17 protein-coding genes are annotated in these 18,715 nt (G+C 36.0%); 8 read left to right on the top strand and 9 right to left on the bottom strand.

What is annotated here, in order from left to right; translation table 11 throughout:
- Window position 1: 1 nt before the first annotated feature.
- The 4 genes from OM074_RS04160 (at window position 2) to OM074_RS04175 (ending at window position 3,536) form a co-directional block, all read left to right on the top strand.
- On the top strand, window positions 2-352 hold the full coding sequence (locus OM074_RS04160; RefSeq protein ID WP_301198029.1) for a helix-turn-helix domain-containing protein: 351 nt from the start codon (window positions 2-4) through the stop codon (window positions 350-352).
- A gap of 571 nt (window positions 353-923) precedes the next feature.
- Window positions 924-1,685 (top strand): Fic family protein, encoded by a 762-nt coding sequence (locus OM074_RS04165; RefSeq protein ID WP_301198030.1) that lies wholly within the window; start codon window positions 924-926, stop codon window positions 1,683-1,685.
- Window positions 1,686-1,909: 224 nt separating this feature from the next.
- Entirely contained in the window at window positions 1,910-2,854 is a 945-nt protein-coding gene (locus tag OM074_RS04170; protein ID WP_301198031.1) for a hypothetical protein, read from the top strand.
- The gene (locus tag OM074_RS04175) at window positions 2,841-3,536 is read left to right on the top strand and encodes an ABC transporter ATP-binding protein (protein ID WP_301198032.1); all 696 of its coding nucleotides are present in this window, start codon (window positions 2,841-2,843) and stop codon (window positions 3,534-3,536) included. The genes OM074_RS04170 and OM074_RS04175 overlap by 14 nt, the downstream gene beginning before the upstream one ends.
- A 90-nt stretch (window positions 3,537-3,626) precedes the next feature.
- Here the strand turns inward: OM074_RS04175 and OM074_RS04180 are convergent, their stop codons facing one another.
- Window positions 3,627-4,226, bottom strand: a complete 600-nt coding sequence (locus OM074_RS04180; RefSeq protein WP_301198033.1) for a LytR/AlgR family response regulator transcription factor — start codon at window positions 4,224-4,226, stop codon at window positions 3,627-3,629.
- A gap of 72 nt (window positions 4,227-4,298) precedes the next feature.
- Here OM074_RS04180 and OM074_RS04185 point away from each other — a divergent pair, with 72 nt between their 5' ends.
- The 3 genes from OM074_RS04185 (at window position 4,299) to tilS (ending at window position 7,742) form a co-directional block, all read left to right on the top strand.
- Window positions 4,299-4,934 (top strand): peroxiredoxin, encoded by a 636-nt coding sequence (locus OM074_RS04185; protein WP_301198034.1) that lies wholly within the window; start codon window positions 4,299-4,301, stop codon window positions 4,932-4,934.
- A 103-nt stretch (window positions 4,935-5,037) separates the two neighbouring features.
- Window positions 5,038-6,354 (top strand): anthranilate synthase component I family protein, encoded by a 1,317-nt coding sequence (locus OM074_RS04190; protein WP_301198035.1) that lies wholly within the window; start codon window positions 5,038-5,040, stop codon window positions 6,352-6,354.
- Window positions 6,355-6,380: 26 nt separating this feature from the next.
- Window positions 6,381-7,742 (top strand): tRNA lysidine(34) synthetase TilS, encoded by a 1,362-nt coding sequence (tilS, locus tag OM074_RS04195; RefSeq protein WP_301198036.1) that lies wholly within the window; start codon window positions 6,381-6,383, stop codon window positions 7,740-7,742.
- A gap of 17 nt (window positions 7,743-7,759) precedes the next feature.
- Here the strand turns inward: tilS and mnmA are convergent, their stop codons facing one another.
- From mnmA to OM074_RS04235, 8 genes are all read right to left on the bottom strand, one after another.
- Window positions 7,760-8,848 carry a tRNA 2-thiouridine(34) synthase MnmA gene (mnmA, locus tag OM074_RS04200; protein WP_301198037.1) on the bottom strand — a complete coding sequence of 363 codons (1,089 nt, stop codon included), beginning with the start codon at window positions 8,846-8,848 and terminating at the stop codon, window positions 7,760-7,762.
- Between the two features lie 33 nt (window positions 8,849-8,881).
- The gene (locus OM074_RS04205) at window positions 8,882-9,658 is read right to left on the bottom strand and encodes a prephenate dehydrogenase/arogenate dehydrogenase family protein (RefSeq protein ID WP_301198038.1); all 777 of its coding nucleotides are present in this window, start codon (window positions 9,656-9,658) and stop codon (window positions 8,882-8,884) included.
- Between the two features lie 109 nt (window positions 9,659-9,767).
- The gene (locus OM074_RS04210; RefSeq protein ID WP_301198039.1) at window positions 9,768-10,847 is read right to left on the bottom strand and encodes a bifunctional 3-deoxy-7-phosphoheptulonate synthase/chorismate mutase type II; all 1,080 of its coding nucleotides are present in this window, start codon (window positions 10,845-10,847) and stop codon (window positions 9,768-9,770) included.
- 13 nt (window positions 10,848-10,860) lie between these two features.
- The gene (locus OM074_RS04215; RefSeq protein WP_301198040.1) at window positions 10,861-12,018 is read right to left on the bottom strand and encodes a pyridoxal phosphate-dependent aminotransferase; all 1,158 of its coding nucleotides are present in this window, start codon (window positions 12,016-12,018) and stop codon (window positions 10,861-10,863) included.
- A 1-nt stretch (window position 12,019) separates the two neighbouring features.
- Window positions 12,020-12,925 carry a prephenate dehydratase gene (locus tag OM074_RS04220; protein ID WP_301198041.1) on the bottom strand — a complete coding sequence of 302 codons (906 nt, stop codon included), beginning with the start codon at window positions 12,923-12,925 and terminating at the stop codon, window positions 12,020-12,022.
- Window positions 12,926-13,267: 342 nt separating this feature from the next.
- Entirely contained in the window at window positions 13,268-15,133 is a 1,866-nt protein-coding gene (locus OM074_RS04225) for an ABC-F family ATP-binding cassette domain-containing protein (protein ID WP_301198042.1), read from the bottom strand.
- Window positions 15,134-15,256: 123 nt separating this feature from the next.
- Window positions 15,257-15,451, bottom strand: a complete 195-nt coding sequence (locus OM074_RS04230) for a hypothetical protein (RefSeq protein WP_301198043.1) — start codon at window positions 15,449-15,451, stop codon at window positions 15,257-15,259.
- A 38-nt stretch (window positions 15,452-15,489) separates the two neighbouring features.
- Window positions 15,490-16,038, bottom strand: a complete 549-nt coding sequence (locus OM074_RS04235) for a DJ-1 family glyoxalase III (protein WP_301198044.1) — start codon at window positions 16,036-16,038, stop codon at window positions 15,490-15,492.
- Window positions 16,039-16,224: 186 nt separating this feature from the next.
- On the opposite strand from OM074_RS04235, the gene OM074_RS04240 reads away from it, so the two are divergent.
- A complete protein-coding gene (locus tag OM074_RS04240) occupies window positions 16,225-18,696 on the top strand; it encodes an AMP-binding protein (RefSeq protein ID WP_301198045.1) in 2,472 nt (823 codons plus the stop codon).
- The last annotated feature ends 19 nt before the right edge of the window (window positions 18,697-18,715 follow it).

Raw genomic sequence — 18,715 nt, forward strand, 5'->3', positions numbered from 1 at the left:
TATGGAAATAAGACCAATTAAAACAGAACAAGATTATAATTCTGCTATAAACAGGATTGAAGATTTGTGGGGAGCAAAAAAAGATACTCCAGATGGTGACGAGCTTGATTTATTGGTGACCTTAGTTGAGTCATACGAGATGAAACATTATCCCATTGCACCACCAGATCCGATTGATGCTATTAAATTTCGAATGGAGCAGATGGGTATGACTAAAGCTGACATGGTAAAATATCTTGGTAGTCAGAGTAGAGTCAGCGAGATTCTTAATAGAAAAAGAAGTTTGACTTTGGGTATGATTAAATCATTATACAAAGGATTAAAAATTCCAGCAGAGATTTTATTAGCTTGATTGATTGAAATATCAACGTGCTAATAACTAAGCGTCCTGCCTGTTTGTACAACAGCGGCAGGATGCTGTGTTGAATAACTTAGCCTCTAATGTAGGGTTGCTTGCATGCCCTACACATTGTAGGGTTTGTTGAACTAAACATTATTCCAGCAACATTTACCAAACTTCAGTTCCAATACTTGAGCTCTGGAAAGCTTAATGGTTTTAACCGGTACATTTAGATTTTTACATAGAAGTTCAGGACTGTTGGTTTTGTTCTTAAACCATAAACCGCATATATCAAATTGCAATTTACGCACCAGATAATAAAACATATTGATTGAGGAGCCGGATACGGGAATTCTGTATGTCCGGATCTGCGGTGGGGGTAGGTGGAGCAATCCATCATTCTATCCCGATTTGGTTTCATGCAATCGTTCCAGACCAAAAACAGACTTTTAATAGAAACAGATAAAATATTTACAACTACGGAAATTGACACTTTTTCTTTTTTTTGAATGTGTTGGAATCCCACATGAAACAAGGTGTTGACTCAGAAATTACCTATATTTGTAGGTAAACTATTTTTGAGATGAGAGTAACAGAAAGGAAATATTTAAACGCATATTTACAGTCAACAGGTAAAGAAATTTCAACTTTAATTGAAGAATTTGATTTTTCAGAAGATAAAGGAGGATTTGAATATTTAACCAAATCATCAGCTGTTTATTCGTCTAATATTGAGGGAAATAGTATTGACTTGAATTCATATATGAATTATGAGTTGAATAAAGATAAATTCAAAGTTGGCAAGGAGATAGTGGAAATTGAAGATTTGATTGAAGCTTATGAATTTGCACAAAATAATAGTTTAACAGAATCTAATTTACTTCAATGTCACAAGATATTTTCAGAGACCTTATTAATAAAAAGTAAAAGAGGTAAATACCGTATTGAGCAAGTCGGTGTTTTCGGAAAGACAGGATTAGCATATATGGCTGTAGAACCAGATTTTGTTGAGAAAGAGATGAAGGTGTTTTTTGCAGGTATTGAAGAATTAATATCACAAGAACTATCAAAAGAAGAGGTTTTTTATTTTGCATCATTAATTCATTTGAGATTTGCACATATTCATCCATTTCGTGATGGTAATGGTCGTGCAGCGAGATTATTGGAGAAGTGGTTCATTACAGAAAAATTAGGGCGTGATTTCTGGAAGATTCCATCTGAGGAGAATTATAAAGTAAATCAGGCAAAGTATTACGAGACAATAAATTTAGGGGTGAATTTTTATGAATTAAACTATGATAGGTGTTTAGGATTTTTGGAGATGTTGCCGATGTGTCTCAAATAGAAAAAAAAGCACGAAAAACTAACGCTTAGCCTCTAAAGTAGGGTTGCTTGCATACCTTACACATTGGAGGGTTTGTTGAACTAAACACAAAACATAAAAGATACCTGCAAAATACATAAATACGAAAAGTTAAAACAACAAATTAAGCGTTTAAAATCATTACTACGCTGGTGGTATCAATACTATGGCATACGAGGAAACTTTATGAGCATAAAACGCATTACATGGTAAAAGCATTATTGATTATAAGATTAAAACAAATTTATCGAGAATTAATTGGAATTGGTCTTATAAGACTGGTTTTTTTGATTGCTCTAATCGGTTTTTTGGGATTATTCCTTTATACAAATACCTCGGATAAAACAACTTCTCAATTAGTGAGTATTGGACTTTTATTTCTGATTTCTATACTCCATTCTCGACGAGGTGATAAATTGTTTCTTAAAAGCCATTTCTCAAATTATAAATTGTTTTTATTTTCAGAGTATGCAGTTATTTCTTCTCCAATTCTCTTACTACTAGTTGTTCATAGACAATGGGGTTCACTAATTTATTTTTTAAGCTTGATACTAATTGTGCATCTTGATTTAAAACCTAAATATTCAAGTTTAAATACAAAGCTACAGTCGTTAATCCCTTCTGATTCGTTCGAATGGAAAGCAGGAGTAAGAAAGCAATTTTTTATAATCGTGCCTGTTTGGATTATTTCTGCAGTTACTTCATTTTTTATAGGAAGTGTTCCGATAGCAATTTTTATACTTGGAATTTCAATATTCAGTTTTTATGAAAAAGGAGAGACGTATCAAATGATATTATCTTATGAATTAAAGGCAAAAAAATTCTTATTCTTAAAAGTAAAACGTCAGTTTCAACTCTTTTCAATTATAACAATTCCTTTGATTGGACTTTTTTTGATATTTAATTTCGACAGATGGTATATTCCACTATCCGAATTTTTAATTTTTTGCTTTATTCATATTTATGTGATTATGACTAAATATGCTTTTTTTGAACCAAATAAAAAATCGGCAGCAGCACAGACGATGGGTGGCATAGGTGTATTTGGAGGCATTATTCCTGTATTTCTACCAGTAGTTTGGATTTTAACTGTTTGGTTTTATATAAAATCAATTAACAACTTGAATTTTTACTTAAATGATTACAATTAGTAACCTAACAATATCATATAAAAAAGACCAGGATGTTATTAATTCACTGAACCTTTCATTGGATACATCATTAATACATGGCATAGTAGGATTAAATGGTGCAGGCAAAACAACATTACTAAATTCATTGTACGGATTAAAGAAACCAAATGAAGGAATTATACAAGTTGATAACAAAAAAATTAATAAAAAGGAAGTCTCTTATTTGGTAACAGAAAATTTTTTTTATTCAAACATTACAGGTAGAGAATATTTGAGCCTTTTTAAAAATAAAGCATTCGAAACAGAAAAATGGAATAAGCTATTCTCTTTGCCTTTGGATTCTGTGGTCGATGGATATTCAACAGGCATGAAAAAGAAATTAGCATTGTTGGGTATTTTAAAACAAGACAAACCTTTAATGATACTGGATGAACCATTTAATGGATTGGATATTGAGACTTGTAGGATTATTAGAATGGTTTTGCTGCGATTAAAAGAAAAGAACAAAACAATAATTATCACTTCTCATATAATTGAAACCCTAACCAACCTATGTGATTATATTCATTATCTGGATAAAGGAAAAATAAAATACAGCAAAGACAAAGAAGGATTCTCGGAATTTGAAAGAGAGGTATTTGAAAAAATTGAACACGAAAATATTGAACTCATTAATGAACTAATAGAATATAGCACATAAAACACGGCATAAAGCCATGGTAGCCACTCGGTTTGATAGATTGTGATATTTTTAGAATTTTCTGCTGTTTTGACTCTGGTCGTATTCAGATTAATGATTACCCATGCCCAGCTCTTTCATAACATTGTCTTTTCTCATTCGTGAAATAGGTACAGAAGCATTGTCTCTCAATAGGAGGTAGCCTCCATCGCGCTTTTCGAAAGAGCAAACCATCTTTTTATTTACCAGATGGGATTGGTGCACCCTGATAAAACCTTCTTCTGAAAGCAATTCCTCAAAATCTTTTAAGGTTCGGGAAATAAGTGCTGTTTGTCCATTTTGAAGGTAAACGTTGGTGTAATTGTTCTCGCCCTTGCATCTGATTATATCGCAAGTCTTTACAAACAAAATTCTTTCAAGGGATGGCAGGGCGATCGTTTTGTATTCAGTCTTTTTATTATTTTCCAGAGTTTCCCATTGTTGTTTCAAATCGTTTTTCTTGTTTTTGATTTTATCCAATATTCTTCCTGCTGATTGTTGTAACTCAAGTATGTCTACTGGTTTAAGTAGGTAATCGAAGGCACAAAAGCGAATGGCTATACGTATAGTGAAAAATATTTTATTCTGAACTGTTTTGAATGTGTTGTAAATGAGGTTTGTGGGTGTTTTTTTGTGACAATGATTGTATTTTTTAATTTTTTCAGAAAACAATTTTACACTTTGTTTTGTTTGGTTGATGTATTTAGTAAATTAACAAGATCATAAATAAACAAATCAAAAATTATGGCAGTTTTAGTAGGAAAAAAAGCACCGGTATTTAGCGCAGAAGCAGTTGTAAACGGTGGTGAAATAGTAAATAATTATTCGTTAGACCAATTTATTGGCAAAAAGTATGTAGTGTTATTCTTTTATCCTGCAGACTTTACGTTTGTTTGTCCAACCGAGATCATAGCATTTCAGGATAAGATTGCAGAGTTTGAAAAGAGAAATGTGGAAGTGGTTGGTGTATCGGTTGATTCAGCCTTTTCGCACTGGAAATGGTTACAAACAGAAAAGAAAGACGGTGGAATCAAGGGAGTGAAATTCCCGTTGGTTGCTGATAATTCAATGACAATTTCAGAGAATTTTGATGTGTTGGCCGGAGAGTACGATTACAATGATGAAGGACAGTTGGTATTTGAAGGTACTCCTATGGCATACCGTGGCCTTTTCTTAATTGATAAAGAAGGAAATGTACGTCACCAGGTGGTTAATGATATGCCTTTGGGACGGAGTGTGGAAGAAGCATTACGTATTGTAGATGCCCTTCAGTTTTTTGAAGAAAATGGAGAGGTTTGTCCGGCAGACTGGCACAAAGGGGATGAAGGGTTAACAGCTTCACAGGAAGGAATATCAGAATACTTAGGAAAGAGAGACTAGATTTTTTATTTCGTTTTAGATGTCAATGGCACCTGCAAGATTGTAGGTGCTTTTTTTGTTTCCAGGCGTGTTTTCCTAGTAAATTTTGAACTAAATTTGCCGAATGCGTAGGAAATTGGTTTTTGAAGTTGATAATAGCAAGTTGTTTAAAGCGCAACTGTTGGAATATACAAGGGGGGTGCAATTTTGTGCCATTTATGATAGTTGTGATCATTATTTAAACTCATCTTCCCCAGTGCATTATCACTCATATGATTATTTGGCAGGTATTGGGAGTATTGGTGTTGGAGAAGGAACTTATGCCACAGTAAGCAACTATTTAGGTTCGCCTGCCGACTGGCAATTTGGCTACTTTAGTTATGATTTAAAAAATGAATTTGAGAATCTGTATTCGGTAAATCATGATGGATTGCATTTCCCGTCTTCATTATTTTTTCAACCCAGGTATGTAGTTTATAATAAAGAAAGCAAATGGATTATTGAATACCAGGAAAAATATGACACTGAGGATTCAGTTGTTGGTTTGGTTGATGCCATTAGTCTGTTGCAGGCTGATGTTAAACTACCAAAGTCAGTTTTATTCGAACCCAGAATTACCAAGGAAAAATATATTCAATCTGTAAATTCGGTATTGGATCATATTCATAAAGGAGACATTTATGAGCTTAATTATTGTCAGGAGTTCTTTGCCTCTGATGTAAGCATTGATGCGTATATTGCCTTTGAAAGGTTGAAAAACATCTCACCAACTCCTTTTGCCTGTTTTTTAAAGCTTAATGATAAATATGTGATTTCAGCATCGCCAGAGCGTTATCTTAAAAAAGAGGGAAATAAACTCATTAGTCAGCCCATTAAAGGAACGGCTCCAAGAGGAGGTAGCTGGGTTGAGGATGAGGCGTATTCAAGTAGTTTACAGCAATGCGAAAAGGAGCGATCTGAGAATATCATGATTGCCGACTTGGTTCGTAATGATCTCTCCAGGGTAGCAGCACGAGGGAGTGTTCATGTTGAAGAATTGTGTGGTATTTATAAGTTTCCACAGGTTTTTCAGATGATAACCACGGTGACAGCGGAATTGGAAGAGGGAAGGCCTGTGCTTGATGCTATTGTCAATTCATTTCCCATGGGTTCTATGACGGGAGCGCCGAAAGTTCGTGCCATGAAGCTTATTGAAAAATATGAGGAGACAAAAAGGGGTGTGTATTCAGGGGCAGTTGGTTATTTTGCTCCCAATGGAGATTTTGATTTTAATGTGATTATCAGGAGTTTGTTATATAATTCAGCTGCCAAATACCTGTCTTTTATGGTAGGTAGCGCCATAACCGAAAAAAGCATCCCCGAAAAGGAGTATGAAGAATGTTTGGTTAAGGCAAGTGCCATTTTTAAGTTGTTTAAACAAGAAGATAGAAAGTTATCCTGAATTAAATATTTTAAGATAAAAAAGAATTGGATAAGTTTGTGATGGAAGACCAGTTTGTAAAATATCTGAATAGCCACTGTGGTTTTAAACGTGGAGAAAAAGTGTTGGTAGCATTAAGTGGTGGGGCTGATTCAATAGCTCTATTGCATCTTTTTAAAGTAAATGGTATTGAGATTTTTGCTGCGCACTGTAATTTTAATTTAAGGGGGGATGAGTCGGATGGTGATGAGGATTATGTAAGGGATTTTTGCAAGAGTTGGGATATTGAGCTCTTTGTGAAATCTTTTGATACGGTAGGATACAGTAGCGAAAAAGGGATATCGATTGAAATGGCAGCCCGCGATTTAAGATATGCCTGGTTTGATGATTTACTGGAACAACACGAAATTGATTGGGTTGCTACCGGACACCATAAAGATGATAGCATTGAAACATTCTTTTTGAATTTGTTACGAGGTACAGGAGTTCGGGGATTGTCGGGTATTAAGCCTTTAACAGGAAAGGTGATCCGGCCTTTACTTGGATTTAGCAGAGATATGATTGAGGATTATTGTCAGTTGAATCATCTTAATTACCGAACCGACTCTTCTAATTTAGAATCGGTTTACACGCGCAATAAAATCAGGAATGAAATTATCCCCTTGTTTGAGCAGATAAATCCTTCATTTAAAGAAACCATGTTAATGAATATGGCTCATGTCGGTCAGGTTAATGAGTTTCTTTCAAATACAGTTGAAGATATTAAGCAGAATCTGGTTGTGGAACAGGATGATAGTTTGTTGATTTCTCTGCGTCATGTTAATGAGTTTAAGGATAAGAAATTGGTGTTGTTTGAAATTTTACATCCTTATGGTTTTAACAGTAGTACCGTTTCTGAAGTTGTAGAAGCTGTAGAGCAGGATGTTTCGGGAAAGCAGTTTTTTGCAAACGAATACAGGTTAATTAAAGACCGGCATAACCTGATATTATTACCAGTAAAGGATGAGGAAGAGGAAAAATGCTTTTATATATCAAGGGAAGAAGCAGAAGTTACTGCCCCGGTAGCATTAGTTATTGAGAAAAATTTAGAAAAGGATAATTATGTCATAGAGAAATCGAGGTTTGTAGGGCAGTTTGACGAAGAATTGATAGAATATCCGTTAACCATTCGAAAATGGGAGCAGGGTGATACTTTCAGGCCTTTGGGTATGAAAAACTTTAAAAAACTAAGTGATTTTTTTATTGACCAGAAGTTTTCATTAAAGGACAAGGAAGATGTGTGGTTATTGCTTTCCGGTAATGATATTATTTGGATTATGGGTCATAGAACGGATGACAGGTATAAGATAACGGAAAAAACAAAACGGGTTATTAAGTTTACATTACGCTCAAAGGCAGTACCCTGGTAAACGTAAATTATTGATTATTACACGGTGGTATCAAACACCATATCATCCACAATGGCGCCTCCAACCACCATATCATCCTGGTAAAATACAATAGATTGGCCAGGAGTAAGTGCCCAAACCGGTTTGTTAAAATTAATATGCAATTTATCTGCTATGAGTTCAATTGAACCGGGGGTGGGTGTTGTATAATCCAGTCCCCTGATTCTGATATTTACATTTTGTACTTGCTGTAAAAAATTAGGGTTACAGCTAAGGAATTCTGAAACCTTTAAATGGGTTGAAAAGAGTGTGTTTTTAGGAGCTGTTATTAAAATATTGTTTTCAGCATCAATCTTAGCTACACATTCGCCATGGTTTTTCTTTAAGGCTAAACCTCTTTTTTGTCCAATGGTGTAATAAGGAAACCCTTCATGTGAACCAATGATTTCGCCTTCCTGATTTATAATATTCCCATTGGCAAGCTTTGATTTTATCCCGGGTTTTATTTCATTGATAAAATCACGGTAGTCGCTACCATGTAAAAAGCATACTCCCATGCTTTCTTTCTTTTCTGTTATGGATTTAAAACCTAGTTCGTCTGCCTGTATTTTTATTTTCGATTTTAATAATTCACCCAAGGGGAAAATGCATTTGTTTAAAATTCGCTGGGGAAGGTTCCATAAAAAATAAGATTGATCTTTTAAAGGGTCAACACCTTTTTGGATATATGCAATGCCATCCTTTTTTATAAGCCTGACATAGTGACCCGTTGCAATATAATCACATTGCAGTTTTTGAGCCTCTTCATAAAGCAGTTTCCATTTTATGGTTTCATTGCATCGGATACAAGGGTTTGGAGTTCTTCCTTTTAAATATTCAGCAACAAAATAGTCGATTACTTCTTTTTTGAAATCATCATATACATCCATAACATGATGATCAAATTGTAGTTTGCAGGCAAGATTTTTTGCTTCCGATATAAAGTGTGAGGATTCAGGGGAGGAGAGAGGCGATACTGTGTTGAAGGTAATCCCAACAACTTCATAACCCTTTTGTAATAAATACCATGCCGACATGGAGCTGTCGATACCTCCGCTCATCCCAAGTAAAACTCTTTTTTTTGCCATGGTGCAAAAATAAAAAAAGAGTAAGCAAAATGCCTACTCTTTTATATTATCTCTAACCTCTTCTAAAAATACTTTCATTTTATCAGTATCTTTAGTTTCAATAATGGCTAGTAATTCTTTCAGCTTGAGTCTGATTTTCTCAACCTGGCTTGAAGTGAAAGGGTTGAATAAAATCTCGGACAACAGATAATCGTCTTCACTCAATAGTCCCTTTGCAATATCAAAGTGCTTTTTAAACGTGGTTCCCGGAGCCTCCTGCTTTTTCATTACCGAGGCAAAAACAAGGGTTGATGAGAAAGGGATTGAAAGTGAATAGGCAATGGTTTCATCATGCTCTATAAAGGTATATTCATGAATATTCAATCCCAAAGTGCCAAAGAAATCCTTAAAGAAAGCCTTGCCCAAATGGTCGCCCTCAGAAATAATGATGGCATGGTGTTCACGTAGTGCCTTTAAGTTACCAAATGTAGGGCCAAACATGGGGTGTGTAGATACGTAACGCATCCCAACTTTTTTGTAAAATTCCTGAAATCCTGTTTTTACCGAAGAAATATCGGAAATGATACAGGTTTTTGGAAGGTATGGAATAACCTCTTTAAAGGCCTCAATAGTATATTTTAATGTTACTGCATTAATAAGCAGCTCAGGCTCAAATGCAGTAATTTCCTCTAGCTTTGTTAAACGTTGGGTGTTAAATATATATTTGAGTTTCTCAAGATTGGGGTCGTAAATGGCCACTTCATGATCCAAACATAATGCGTCGGTTAACCATGTTCCCATTTTTCCGGCGCCCAAAATACAGATTTTCATTTTTTATTAGATAAGAGATAATAGACATTAGATAATAGAGATTAGTATTTTGAGGTAAGAGAAAGAGTGTAAATCATCTCTTATCTCTTATCTCAATTCTCATGTCTTATTATTGGTTCATAATCTTATTCTGGCGAGTAACAGACTCTTCGTGTATGCTTTCGAAAAGTTTTGTTAAGAATTCATCAGATAACCCCATTTCAGCACCTTTAGCTTTACGGTTGTTCATGATCTCATCGTAACGACGTGTCTGTAAAATGGTAATGTTGTTATCTTTTTTGTATTTACCAATGGCTTCAGAAATTTTCATCCTTTCTTTTAGTGTTTCCAAAACAGTGGTATCCAGTTTGTCAATTTGCTGACGTAATTCATCTAAAGTAACCCTTGGCTTTTCACCAATTTTAGGTTCGCGAAGAACAATTTTGTCAGTAATTTCTTTAAGGTTTTCAGGGGTAACCTGCTGGCTGGCATCACTCCATGCTTTTTCAGGACAACGGTGAGCTTCAACCAATAAACCATCAAAGCCTAAGTCCATGGCTTCCTGCGAAATTTCGTAAATCAACTCACTCTTACCACTGATGTGAGAAGGATCACAGATAATTGGAATCTCCGGACATCTTCTTTTTAGCTCAATTGGAATTTGCCATTGAGGGTGATTACGGTATTTTGTTTTATCGTATGTTGAGAACCCCCTGTGAATAGCAGCTAATTTTTTAATTCCTGCCTGGTTGATTCTTTCCAAAGCTCCAATCCAAAGTTCCAAATCGGGATTAACAGGGTTTTTTACCAATACAGGAATATTCGTCCCTTTAAGGGCGTCAGCTATTTCTTGTACAGCAAATGGGTTTGCAGTAGTACGTGCACCTACCCAAAGGATATCGATACCGTGTTTGATGGCTTCAAAAACATGGTTTGCATTGGCAACTTCTGTACCAACAAACATCCCGGTTTCTTTTTTTACCCTCTGTAACCAAGGTAAACCTAATGTACCAACACCTTCAAATGCACCCGGACGGGTCCTTGGTTTCCATATTCCGGCACGGAAAATTTTGAATCCTTCAGCAGCTAATTTTTTTGCTGTTTCTAATACTTGTTCTTCTGTTTCCGCACTACATGGTCCGGCAATAACCCAAGGACGTTCTAAATCTAATCCAGGAAGGCTAATCTTTTCTAGGTCTAAATTTACCATTGTAATATATTGTTTATGCGTTATTTATTCTATTAATTGATTCTTTTAAAACTTCTTGTTTTGAGCAAAGAGATATTCTGATATATCTGTCGCCTTGTTTACCAAATATGGTTCCCGGCGTAATAAAAACATGTGCCTTATTCAGGATCTTATCTGATAAATCAATAGCAGAGTCAATGGAGTCAGGAATTTTTGCCCAGATAAACATACCGCTTTGGTTTTTATCATATTTACACTTTAGTGTATCCATTATTTCCCATACCAGTTCCCTTCTTTCCAGGTACTCTTTGTTTACTTCTTCGTACCAGTCTTTTTCAAGGGCGAGTGCTTTAACAGCTGCCAGTTGAAGGGGTTTGAACATGCCGCTGTCCATGTTGCTCTTTACCCTTAAAATATATTGGGTAAAAGTAGGGTTTGCACCTACCATTCCAACACGCCAACCTGCCATATTATGCGACTTGCTTAAAGAGTTTAACTCAATGGCTATATCTTTTGCTCCGTCAACCCTAAAAATACTTAATGGATTATCATTTAATATAAAACTATATGGGTTGTCGTTACAAATTAATATTTCATGTTTTTTACCAAAGGCTACCAGCTTTTCAAATAACTCCAGTGTTGCATTGGCACCGGTAGGCATATTGGGGTAGTTTACCCACATTAATTTTACCTTTGATAAATCCAGTTTTTCTAGTTCTTCAAAATCCGGTTGCCAGTTTAGATCCTCCTTTAAATCATATGTAACCATATCGGCTTCAACAAGATTTGAAACAGAAGCATAGGTTGGGTAGCCCGGATTGGGGACTAAAACCTGATCGCCTTTATTTAAAAAGGCCATCGAAATATGCATGATCCCTTCCTTGGATCCCATTAAAGGAAGGATTTCATTAGCAGGATTTAATTCTATCTGGAAATATTTTTTATACCACTCCGAAAATGCATTTCTGAGTTCGGGTATACCAACGTAACTCTGATAACCATGATTACCTTTGTTGGCGGCAGAAAAAGTTAGTTCTTCCAAAACAGCATCAGAAGGCGACCTGTCCGGATTACCGATGCCCAGGTTTATTATATCGATACCCTGTTGGCGCATCTCATCAATTTCCCTTAGTTTTTTTGAGAAATAGTATTCCTTAACTTCGCTAATGCGATTTGCTGGCTTTATGGTCATGTTAAAATGTTTTTTGTTCTTCAAGTGATTTGTTGTCATTACTCACTGTATCATACGATCTTTTGCCAACATGGTATTCGCCCAGGTTTTTTAATCCTTTTGTTAACGGCCTGATGGCATCCAGCGACTGCAAATAGCGATTGTAATCTTCAAAAACCAAATCGATATAAAATAAATATTCCCATTCCTGACCAACAACAGGTAAACTTTGGATTTTTGTTAAGTTAATGTTATAAAATGCCAGTATGGATAATACTTTGGATAAGCTACCTTCTGAATGGGGAAGGGCAAAAACCAACGAAGCCTTATTTACTTTGTTGCTAATCAATAAATCTTCAACCTCTGTTTTGGCTTTGTCAGATATGATAAGGAAACGTGTGAAATTGCGTTTGTTGGTTTCAATATCTCTGGCCAATATTTCAAGACTATACTTTTTTGCAGCCAATTCTGGAGCTATGGCTGCCATGCCTTCCAGTTTCTCGTCCTGAATCCACTTGGCACTTAAAGCTGTGTCATCGGAGGCAATTTTTTTAATATGCGGATATTGTTTTAAAAAATCGCCACATTGTGCCAGGGCCATAGGGTGTGAGTGCACTTCTTTAATATCCTCTATCTTTTGTCCCGGCAGTGCTAATAATTGGTGCTTTATACGTAATTTGTATTCCCCGATAACAACAAGTCCGGAATCTTTAAGCAGGGTGTAATTTTGAAGTATGCTGCCTACTAATGTGTTCTCGATGGCCATGATGCCATATATGGAGTTGTCTTTTCGCAATGTTTCAAATAGCTCCTCAAAGGTTTGGCAAGGTACCATTTCGATATCCTCGCTATTGAAAAATGCTTTTGCTGCTATTTCGTGGTTCGAACCACCACCTCCCTGAATCGCTACTCGTTTAATCGTTGTCATTGTAATTTTTCAGATAATAAAAAAGTCCCACCTCATTGAGGTGGGACTTTAAATTTTTTCTTAGTAATTTTTATATACTACAAACCCACCTCTTTTTGACTGCTAAATCCAAAAAAGTAAAAATAAAAGCTGTAAAAAAATGCAAAATGGGTCATTTCTCTCTGTTTTAACGCTGACAAATGTAGCATAAAAAATTGGGAATAAAAATTTTTAGTGAAAAATTAATTTAAATATATACTTGTGACTTAAAATTAGTAGAAAATAGGCTGCTATGTATTATAAATTGTAAGTGAATTAATAAAAAGCACAAAACCCTAACCATAACGGTTAGGGTTTTGCTTTTTATGATTCTATCTCGCTAAGCTCCAGCCACCTCATCTCTTTTTCATCTAGTAATTCGGAGATTTCATTCAGGCGTTTGGCTTTGTCCCCAATTTCTTCCGGACTTAATGTACCCGAGTTTAATTCGTTTTCAATGGTTTCTTTCTCGGCGTTCATGCTTTCCATGTCAACCTCCAGTTGTTCCATTTCTTTTTTCTCTTTGAAAGAAAGCTTTTTAGGTTTATTCTTAGGTTTCTCTTTTTGAACAGGTTCCTTTTTCTCTCTTTCAATTTTACGTTGTTCTTTTTCTTCTTCTATTTTAAAGTCGTGATAAATAGTGTAGTTGCCCGGGAAATCTTTAATGGCGCCCTGGCCTTCAAAAACAAAGAGGTGATCAACTATTTTATCCATAAAATACCTGTCGTGCGAAACAATAACCACGCAGCCATTAAATTTTTGCAAGTATTCTTCCAACAGGTTGAGCGTAAAGATATCCAGATCGTTAGTCGGCTCATCCAGGATCAGGAAGTTAGGGTTTCTCATGAGTACGGTCATCAGGTACAGCCGCTTTTTCTCTCCACCACTTAGTTTCTCGACAAAAACGTGGTGCATTTCGTTTGGAAACAAAAAGTGACGAAGGAATTGCGCCGGACTCATAGAATTTCCAGAACCAAGTGTAATGTGTTCTGAAATATCCGAAATAACATCAATTACTTTTTTACTGTCGTCAATCTTCATCCCATCCTGACGGTAATATCCCACTACAACTGTTTCTCCGGTATCAATTTTGCCCGAATCAGGTTGTATCCTGCCAGTAATTGTATTTAAGAAGGTTGTTTTGCCGGTTCCGTTTTTACCAACAATACCTACTTTTTCACCTTGTGCAAATTTGTAGGTAAAATCATCAAGTATTTTTAAATCATCAAAGGATTTATTTAGGTTATGGCATTCAATAATTTTTTTACCTAAGCGGGCCGATTTAATATCCAGGTTAATACCTTGTTCTTTAACGCCACTATGGGCTTTTTTCTTTAAATCATGAAAGGCATCAATCCTGTATTTAGCCTTTGTACCCCTTGCCTGAGGCATCCGATTCATCCAGTCCTGTTCTGTTTTTAACAGGTTTTTAGCTTTTTCAACCTGGGCATTGTGTGTTTGGATACGCTCTTCTCTTTTTTCAAGAAAATACTGGTAATTACCTTTGTAATAATATAAGGTTTGATCCGCTAATTCATATATCTCATTGCAAACCCTGTCAAGGAAATACCTGTCGTGTGTTACCATCATCAATGTGGCCTTTGACCGGGCCAGGTAATCTTCAAGCCACTCAATCATTTCCAGGTCAAGGTGGTTGGTAGGCTCATCCAGTATTAAAAAATCAGGTTCGTTAATAAGAATATTGGCCAGGGCAACCCTCTTTTTTTGTCCCCCGGATAGCTGTCCTATTAACTGTTCAAAGTTGGTGATTTTTAGCTGGGAAAGGATTTGCTTTATCCTGGCCTCAAAATCCCAGGCATTCAGTTTATCCAGTTCTTCAATCAATCGCCCCAGTTCATCATGATTTTCTTCTGCTAAGGCTTTTTCATATGCTTTAATGGTAGTTACCTGAGGATTGTCGGATGCGAAAATTTCTTCAATAACAGTATTGGCCTCATTTAGTTCCGGAAGCTGAGATAAGTATCCAATTTTAATTCCCTTTCTGTAAACAACCGTTCCACCATCTGAAGGTAGTTTTTGGGCTAAGATATTAAGCAAAGTTGTTTTTCCTGTACCATTACGGGCTATCAAACCAACTTTTTCTCCTTCAGAAACACCAAAAGTTAAATTGTCAAATAATCGTATATCACCCCAATGATGGGTTAGGTTTTCAACAGATAAGTAATTCATGTTTTCAGTTATCAATGATCAATGAACAATGATCAATTATTAAAAAAAAGTGTTTGTTAATAGTTTATAGCTTATAACCAATAGCTCATAGCTAATTGCTCATAGCTAACAACTATCCACAAATCAAATGCACCCGCAAATAAAGCCATCTCCTAATGATTCAATAGCCTCCTTTACTTTCTTCTTTTCCTCTTCTGTATCTATGCAATCATCGCATACAGGAAGGTTTGTATCCGGATTTTTCTGTTTTATTTCTTCTGATTTTTTTCCGCAAACAAAACATTTATCGGAAAAACTGCAGGTAGGTGTTTCTGCCATTTTATAAATTTTAAGAAACGCAAAAATAGATAATATTATTAAATCATCATTTTTTTTGCCAGTTCAGCAGCAGTTTCTTTTCCTTTTAATAGCTCCACAAGTTGTAGTGCAAATTTCATTGATACCCCGGCTCCCTTTCCAGTTATCAGGTTGTTGGCAACTTCAACATCCTTACCTGTATAATTTGCATCTGTTAGTTTGTCTTCAAAGCCTGGATAACAGGTTGCATTTTTTTGTGCCAAAAGGTTTTGTTGCCCAAGGATAGAAGGAGCTGCGCAAATGGCTCCGATTAGCTTCCCTTTAGCTGAAGCATCAAGTAAAAGGTTGATTAATCCCTTGTGGTTGTTAAGGTTGGTAGTGCCGGGGAGACCTCCTGGAAGAACCAGCATGTCTGCGTCAGAAAAATCGGTTCCGCAAAAGGTTTTGTCAGCCATTACCATTATTTGGTGAGCACCTGTAACGGTTAATGAATCCGTTATTGATATTGTAACTACATCAATGCCAGCCCGTCGTAATACATCAATCGGAGTAATGGCTTCAATTTCTTCAAAACCATCAGCCAAAAATATATAAACTCTTTTAGTCATCTCTTATTTTGTTTTTTTCGCAACAAAATTAACGAATAGAATGTTAGTATCATGTTTTTTATTGCTGTTTTGTATATGTTGAATCATAATATCGTTTGTTGATGTTAAATTCGTATCAGATAAATGAATTTTTGACTATTTGAATATTTATTTTATTTATATTTGGCTGCATTTTAAATATATCACATGTTTATAAACAAGGGCGAGAATATTGCTGTTTGGGCAAAAGGGAAGACGGTAACGTATAATGTGTTAGGAGGAAAGATATCTAAATTTTCCTCTTTATATAAAACAACAACAACCTCAAAAGTTGGTATATTTTCAGAAAACCGGTTAGGGTGGATTTATAGTTTTTATGCTGCATGGGATAATGGTGCAGTGGCTGTGCCTATTGACTTTATGAGCACAGTAAGTGAGGTTGCTTACATATTAAATGATTGCAAGCCCGAAGTCGTTTTTGTATCGTCTGCCAAAAAAGGTGATTTAGAGGAGGCTTTGAAAGAAACAGAATATCGCCCGGATGTATTTGTAATTGATGAATATGAGGATAGTGAGGGGTTATTTGAAGATTTTCCGCTCATTGATCCGGATCTTGAAAAAACAGCAGTAATAATATATACTTCCGGAACCACAGGCAATCCTAAAGGTGTGATGCTTTCGTATCAAAACCTGCTTTCAAATATTCATGCTGTATCCAGGGATGTGGAGATTTATAAACCAACGGATACTATATTGATGCTTTTACCCCTGCATCATATTTTGCCATTGTTGGGTACTATGGTGTTGCCTATTTTTAATGGCGCTAAAATTGCACTTTCTCCTTCCATGGCTTCTGAAGATATAATTAAAACACTTCAGCAATGCAAGGTGACTATACTGATTGGTGTTCCGAGGTTGTATGCTGCAATTCATAAGGGGATTAGCGATAAGATCAGCAAGAGTGCAGTGGCACGTACCTTGTTTAAAGTAGCCCGGGCTGCAAATTCCAAAGCTTTTTCAAAGGTTGTTTTTGGTGCTGTACATAAAAAGTTTGGTGGTCATGTCCGGCATATGGTTAGTGGAGGAGCTGCCCTGGATAAGGAAATTGGGGAGTATTATGAAACATTGGGTTTTGAAGTGTTGGAAGGCTATGGCATGACAGAAGCGGCGCCTATGATTACCTTTACCCGGCCAGGGAAGGTGAAGATTGGTTCTCCGGGATTTTTGCTGCCTTCGTGCCAGGTTGAAATAAGGGAAGGGGAAATTGTAGCTAAAGGGAAAAATATTATGCAGGGCTACTATAACCGCCCGCAAGAGACGGCTGAAGTTTTGAAGGATGGCTGGTTATATACTGGTGATTTAGGGCATTTTGATGAGGAAGGCTATTTGCATATTACCGGGAGAAAAAAAGAAATACTGATCCTGTCGAATGGCAAAAATATTAATCCGGTTGAAATAGAATATAAACTGGAGCGTTATGCTGCTTTTGTAAAAGAGGTTGGAGTTTATCAATCAGGCGACCAGTTTAAGGCTATTGTTGTGCCTTCTGATGAATTGAGTTTGAATTGTAAGGATGCAGATGAGCTTTATCGGATTGTTAAGAAGGAAGTGATTGAAGATTACAATAAACAGTGTGCTTCATATAAAAAGGTAATGGATATTACAGTTTTAAATGGAGAGCTTCCGCGTACCCGCTTAGGCAAAATAAGAAGGTTTAAACTGGCAGGATTGGAGTCGCATCAAGAGATAGAAGAACAAGTGCCTGTAACGGTTGATATGGCTGAGTTTAATATAGTAGCCAAGTACCTTGAAGAGGAAAAAAGGAAAAAGGTGCTTCCTGACCATCATCTGGAGCTTGATTTGGGGCTTGATTCGTTAGATAAGGTTAGTTTTCAGGTGTTCTTAAACTCTACTTTTGGGGTGGATGTTGATCCTGGTGAACTGGTCCGGTTTAATAATATACTGTCTCTTTGTGAATACCTTCATGAAAACAGGAAAAAGATGGAGGTGGAAAAAGTGGACTGGACTAAAATCTTAAAAGAGAAAGTGCATATTTCATTACCAAGGACATGGTTTACCGGTAGGTTGTTGGTTAAAATATCAAAGTACTTTTTTAGTTTGTATTTTGGTCTAAAAGGTAAGGGATTAAAAAATATTCCTGATGAACCTTGTATCATTGCGCCTAATCACCAGAGCTATTTTGATGGTTTGTTTGTGGCTTCTTTTCTTAAAAGTAAGATGATTAAAAATACTTATTTCTATGCTAAAGAAAAGCATGTGAGTAAGCGATGGCTTAAGTTTGTGGCAAACAGGAATCATGTTATTGTAATGGATCTGAATAAGGATCTGAAAGAATCTATTCAAAAATTAGGTGAGGCACTACGGAAAAAGAAGAACCTGATTATATTCCCTGAAGGTACCCGAACCAAAAATGGAAACCTGGGGGATTTTAAAAAGACCTTTGCGATTTTAAGTCGTGAGTTGAATGTGCCTGTTGTACCTGTTTCAATAAAAGGCGCCTACGATGCCTTACCCAAAGGGAGTAAGTTTCCTAAGCCGTTTAAAAAAGTGATGGTTGAATTTCTTGAGCCGGTTATGCCTGGTGCAGATACCTATGATAATATCAGGGATGCTGTATATAACAAAATTGCAAAGACTCAACTGGCTATTAAAAGTTAGGAATATAGTCTTGCGCAAG

Source organism: Plebeiibacterium marinum (assembly GCF_026013615.1).
Lineage (GTDB): Bacteria > Bacteroidota > Bacteroidia > Bacteroidales > Marinilabiliaceae > Saccharicrinis > Saccharicrinis marinus_A.